The organism is Allocoleopsis sp. (assembly GCF_036703385.1).
Classification (GTDB): domain Bacteria; phylum Cyanobacteriota; class Cyanobacteriia; order Cyanobacteriales; family Coleofasciculaceae; genus Allocoleopsis.
Window position 1 is genome coordinate 1 of sequence record NZ_DATNPA010000207.1, and the last position, 4364, is coordinate 4364.

The 4364-nt window shown below is 45.3% G+C and carries 12 protein-coding genes; all 12 read right to left on the minus strand.

Going from position 1 to position 4364, the window contains the following annotated elements; all coding sequences use genetic code 11:
• The coding region (locus V6C93_RS10270) for a hypothetical protein (RefSeq protein ID WP_333476560.1) at positions 1–308 on the minus strand (308 nt) is incomplete at its 3' end.
• 3 nt (positions 309–311) lie between these two features.
• On the minus strand, positions 312–1064 hold the full coding sequence (locus tag V6C93_RS10275; protein WP_333476561.1) for a hypothetical protein: 753 nt from the start codon (positions 1062–1064) through the stop codon (positions 312–314).
• Between the two features lie 13 nt (positions 1065–1077).
• Positions 1078–1230, minus strand: coding sequence for a hypothetical protein (locus V6C93_RS10280; protein ID WP_333476562.1), 153 nt, complete (start codon positions 1228–1230; stop codon positions 1078–1080).
• A gap of 17 nt (positions 1231–1247) precedes the next feature.
• On the minus strand, positions 1248–1445 hold the full coding sequence (locus V6C93_RS10285) for a hypothetical protein (RefSeq protein ID WP_333476563.1): 198 nt from the start codon (positions 1443–1445) through the stop codon (positions 1248–1250).
• Positions 1438–1605 carry a hypothetical protein gene (locus tag V6C93_RS10290; protein WP_333476564.1) on the minus strand — a complete coding sequence of 56 codons (168 nt, stop codon included), beginning with the start codon at positions 1603–1605 and terminating at the stop codon, positions 1438–1440. Before V6C93_RS10290 ends, V6C93_RS10285 begins: the two co-directional genes overlap by 8 nt.
• 62 nt (positions 1606–1667) lie before the next feature.
• Positions 1668–2432: a hypothetical protein gene (locus tag V6C93_RS10295; protein WP_333476565.1), complete on the minus strand. Its 765-nt coding sequence runs from the start codon at positions 2430–2432 to the stop codon at positions 1668–1670.
• Complete coding sequence (locus V6C93_RS10300; RefSeq protein ID WP_333476566.1) at positions 2419–2589, minus strand: hypothetical protein; 171 nt, start codon at positions 2587–2589, stop codon at positions 2419–2421. The genes V6C93_RS10295 and V6C93_RS10300 overlap by 14 nt, the downstream gene beginning before the upstream one ends.
• A 14-nt stretch (positions 2590–2603) precedes the next feature.
• Positions 2604–2777, minus strand: coding sequence for a hypothetical protein (locus V6C93_RS10305; RefSeq protein ID WP_333476567.1), 174 nt, complete (start codon positions 2775–2777; stop codon positions 2604–2606).
• Positions 2744–2911, minus strand: coding sequence for a Rho termination factor N-terminal domain-containing protein (locus tag V6C93_RS10310; RefSeq protein ID WP_333476568.1), 168 nt, complete (start codon positions 2909–2911; stop codon positions 2744–2746). Before V6C93_RS10310 ends, V6C93_RS10305 begins: the two co-directional genes overlap by 34 nt.
• Positions 2912–3014: 103 nt before the next feature.
• On the minus strand, positions 3015–3140 hold the full coding sequence (locus V6C93_RS10315) for a hypothetical protein (protein WP_333476569.1): 126 nt from the start codon (positions 3138–3140) through the stop codon (positions 3015–3017).
• A gap of 188 nt (positions 3141–3328) precedes the next feature.
• A complete protein-coding gene (locus tag V6C93_RS10320; RefSeq protein WP_333476570.1) occupies positions 3329–3913 on the minus strand; it encodes a hypothetical protein in 585 nt (194 codons plus the stop codon).
• The gene (locus V6C93_RS10325; RefSeq protein ID WP_333476571.1) at positions 3891–4343 is read right to left on the minus strand and encodes a hypothetical protein; all 453 of its coding nucleotides are present in this window, start codon (positions 4341–4343) and stop codon (positions 3891–3893) included. The genes V6C93_RS10320 and V6C93_RS10325 overlap by 23 nt, the downstream gene beginning before the upstream one ends.
• Positions 4344–4364 lie beyond the last annotated feature (21 nt).

Genomic DNA, 4364 nt, shown 5'->3' on the forward strand with positions numbered 1-4364 from the left:
GGTTTAACTAACATCAAGTAGCCTGCCGCTGACCCCATGAGAGCCAAATAAACAATCCAGCCATTAGGGAAAAGGCGGGTGATATTAGCAGCACCGACTCCAATACCAAACCAGAATCCGTATAATCCCAATTTGTATAGCGATAGGATAAATCGCGATTTGCGGGATGGTTTTACAACGATTGCTGGCACGGGTTTTTGACTTTGGCTGCCAGGGGTTTGTTGATGGAATAGTGGCGGTAATACTGAAATTTGGGGTTGTGAATTCTTGGAATTATTGTCGGGCAAAAACATTTCTTTTGCTCCCAAAAACTACTTTCCTCTGAAGAAATCAATGGCTCGACTGAAGAAATTATTGTTGCCATTAGTACTGGCACCGGAGTAACTTACTTGGGGTGAATTAGAAGCAGGTAGACCCCGTTGAATGGTGTAGTTATAGCCGTAATTCAGGAGGTTTCTGATATATTGTTTGCGCTCTTGCTCCACTTGCTGTGCGTCGGCTCTAGCTTGCTCATCGTCTGGTCTAGCGTCGATTTTCTCCTTTTCCTTCAGGAGTTTGGATGCCATCATTTGCAAGGACATATTTAGGTCGTATTCCGACAAATCAATGTAATCAGTAAGCTCCTGCTGCATTAGCTGGTCTGCCACTCTGGAATCTTGAGCTAATTTACTCTGATTGTTTTTGTAGCTCTTGTGTTGTAGCAGTACATCCAGCGTGTTTTTATCAATCTTTTTCATTCCGGCAACGCCAGCTTTTACGCATCGCGTTACGAAATCGTTATAATCAACAACTCCCTGGATATAATCCCTGACGTGCTCGGCTACCTTTTCCCAATTTTCCGAAAAGAATTTAGCTTGTTTGGCTTGGTCTACAAACTGCCCGAATTCTTCAGGAGACATATCAACGAAGGTTTCGGGATTTAAGCCAAAATAGGCTTGCATTAATCCCCTTACTTCTGGAGCATCGTCGTAGGCTTTGCATCTTCCACTAAGACTGGATGCTATGCCCTGGCTTCTCCCCGTCAAAGCTCCGGTGTACCGAACAATTGCGCTTCCAATTCCCATTGTTTGAGTCCTTTTACTGGTCAATTAATTCTGTTTCGATTATTTGTTGCAGCTTCCACACCCTGGCGAGAGTGAGACTTGTGGCAAAAGTTAGAAAAATAATTAGCGTCGTTAACAGCGCCAGAAGCTGGATAAGATTTTCACGTTTATCTTCATCCAGCTTCATATCTTTGCATTGCCTCCTTACTTGTCAAAAAATCCCTTGGTTTTCATCCAGGTCATCGAACTATTGATGAGATGCTGGTCTTCTTCAGTGCGTCCTAAATTAGGTTTATCAGGGTCATCTTTTGCGACAATCTCTGCACATTGAGTAGCAAGATTGACAGGCACTCCAGCGTCACTTAGGGCTTTCTCTGCGGCTTGCTTAAGGGATTCATTCATCGCTAATTCCTCCTTCCAATTCGGCACACTGCCGCGCAGAGCGCATGGCATTGGATGTAGAGTGAATGGAATAAAGAAGTCGCTGATTCTCCTCAACTGCGGCATCAAGGGCTTGATACCCCTCTTGCATCAGTTCCGGGCTGTAAGGAGAAACTGCCAATTCGCCCTTGAAAATTCAGAAGATTTTGCTGGGCTGGAGTAGGCTGAAATTCCTGTGACATCCTACTCCTCCTCAACATGGGTGTAGTGGATATTCAGCACCAGGGCTTCGGTTAGGGCAAGGATAGTGCCGTTAGAAAGTCGTTCCAAGTCTTCAATCTCCGATAGCAGGTCTGCAATCGGACTGGGCAAATACCCAGGAACGTCGTTGTAGATATCGCCCAGGCTTTGTTCGTAATTTTCTTTTTCAGCTACAGAAGCCATGTATCCCGCAAATACAGCTAAGAGCGTGTATTGCTCGGTTTTGCTCAAATTCTCGAAGTGCGCTCCGAGTTCTTCTTCAATGTGGTCTGGGAGCGTCGTAACGTAATATCCGAGCGTCTTTACCGATGTGCTAATTGTTGGCATGATTAAAAAATCTCCTATCGATTCGTGAGAGGTCTGGGAGTGGAGTTCAGCACCGGAGCCGGTCAAACTATCGGTGCTGGCACCCGTAATTTTGTCGATTACTGAGCCATAAAGCTGGCGTTGGCGCTGGCGAAAACGTTCTTGTCTCAGTTCTGATCGCGCTCTTGCATATCGCTGGCGGAGAGAACCTGGAGCCAAGTCTTCCCCTTCCCACTCTTGTAGCCATTCGCGGATTGCCTCGTAGTCTCCTGCGATTAGTAAAGACTCGATTTGGGCAGCACGAGCTGAGGATTCTTTTTCAACCTCATTGCGATATTGGTCAGCCCAATCTGACAGTTCTTGTATGCAATGAAGCCTATCTTCCTCACAACTTGGCGTTTTGGTTTGTCTGACTATCGGTGGTAAATTAGGCGGGTTCAACTTCCTCTTCCTCCTCTTCTTCTTCGTCTAAAGTGTCAAAAATTTCGTCCCATCCGGCTGCGTTCCAGCTATCACCGATGCTGTTTGAATCGGTGTTTTGTTGAACTTCAGGTTGCTGGTTGGCTAGCTCTAAATGGAGGTAAGCTAGGCTCTCCATAATAGAAAAATCTCCTACTCGTTTTCTTCATCTTTGGCTAATTTGATAAGCCGCCTTACTCGTTTTCGCTCCTGAGTTTCTTCCTTGGTTTTTGGCTCTGGTTGATTTTCAAGCCATTGCTGTTGTTTGCCAATAGTGAGAGCGTCAAGACTTATCAAAATACCGTTGTATTCGGCTCTTTTGTGCATGGTTTTTGCGCCTCGCTGATTGCCTTGATTAGCTCTTGCTTTCGCATCCTGGCAAAGCCTGGGATTTCCAATCGCTCTGCTTGTTGTCGCAGTCCTGCGAACGTGATTTGTTCGGTCAATAATTTGGTGATCATGGCAAAATTCTCAGAAAATTTAGAATTGTGGATTCGATTAGGGCTATGAATATTGCCCAAAAAAGTAAGTGAGAAACTAAGCGGGTCATGCAGCAATTTCGTATTAATCTCTTGCCATCAATCCAGCACCCAGAACGAATAGCCCAAAGGCAATGCCAGCAGGCGGGAAAGCCAAGCTAATAGCTCCGGCTGTGGCGGTCAAAGTTCCGATAGCTACAACGTGAGACATAGTTTTCTCCTGTGGTTTTTGTTGGTTGTTGACAAGTGTTTTAAGTCCTTGAATTTCGGCTTTTAAAGCCGAAATTTCGGCGGCTGACAAGGTAGAGAAATAGGCTTGAATGTCTTCTTCAATTGAGAAGTCTTCAAACTCTATTTCTTGACGAAAAAAGCCTTGACATCCACGTTGCTTTCAGCTAATCACTGCTGAATCTGGGTTAAACGTTCGTTAGCTTTACTAGCCCTAGCTCGTGGATTGACTCCATATTTCTGTCGCAGGAAGTCTAGCCCGTTGGCTTTAATGGATTGGATTTGATTGAGCTTTTGCTGCCGCTCTAGGTCGCGATTTTCGTCGTAAGCTTCGTACACCAAAGCCTTACCAGCTTCTTTGGCGGCAATCAACAGTTCGGCTTCCGCGATTCCCGATTTAAACTCGGTTTCGGCGTCTAACTGTAGCTGAATATCGGCATTCTTAACGGCGTACACAAAGTCAGTGGAAACACCATATTCTTGAGCAATTGTTAAGGCTTCAGCTTCCGGTAAATGTCCGTTGTCGTTACCGTTATTCCCGTCACTACCCTTACCGTTATCGCTGGCTGCTGGTAGGGCAAAAGCCTGAGCCATCTCTTTGATTTCAGGAGCTTTATTTAACAGTTCCTGAACTTTTGGCATTGCCACGTCCGGAATTTCATCCCATTCTTCTACATCGGGAAATTCATTCAAAAGCTCAATCTGCAAAGACTCTAAAGATAAATTGTGCTGGCTAGCCAAGTCGCTCAATTGCATTATTCAATGTCTCCTCTGTTGCAAAAATGTGCGGGTTGAGTTTGGTAAATGTTTCGAGTTTTTTGAGATTCCGAAATAGCTTGTTTTGCTTGACGAGATACTTCAAAACTAAAAACTCAAACCAAGTGAACGGCGGTTCGTCAATGTAACTGACTTGTACATAACCGCCCCTGAGCTTTTGCTCTAATTGCTTTTTGCGCTCAAGCGGGTAATCGGGATTTCGCTGCAATGCAGAGTCCCAATAAGGCTTTATCTTTCGCGCAATCAGCCGATACTTCATCAACTGGCGATCGCTAATTCGCAACTCCTTCAACGCATCACTCAAAGAAATGTGGGATGGCGTGTTTTGCCCTACTTCAATCCAATCTGTTGGGGCAATCCCCGTGATTCGGGTAACCTGCGGTGATACTTCGGCAAACGTGGCTCTCACCTCCTGAAATATTCGTTATGT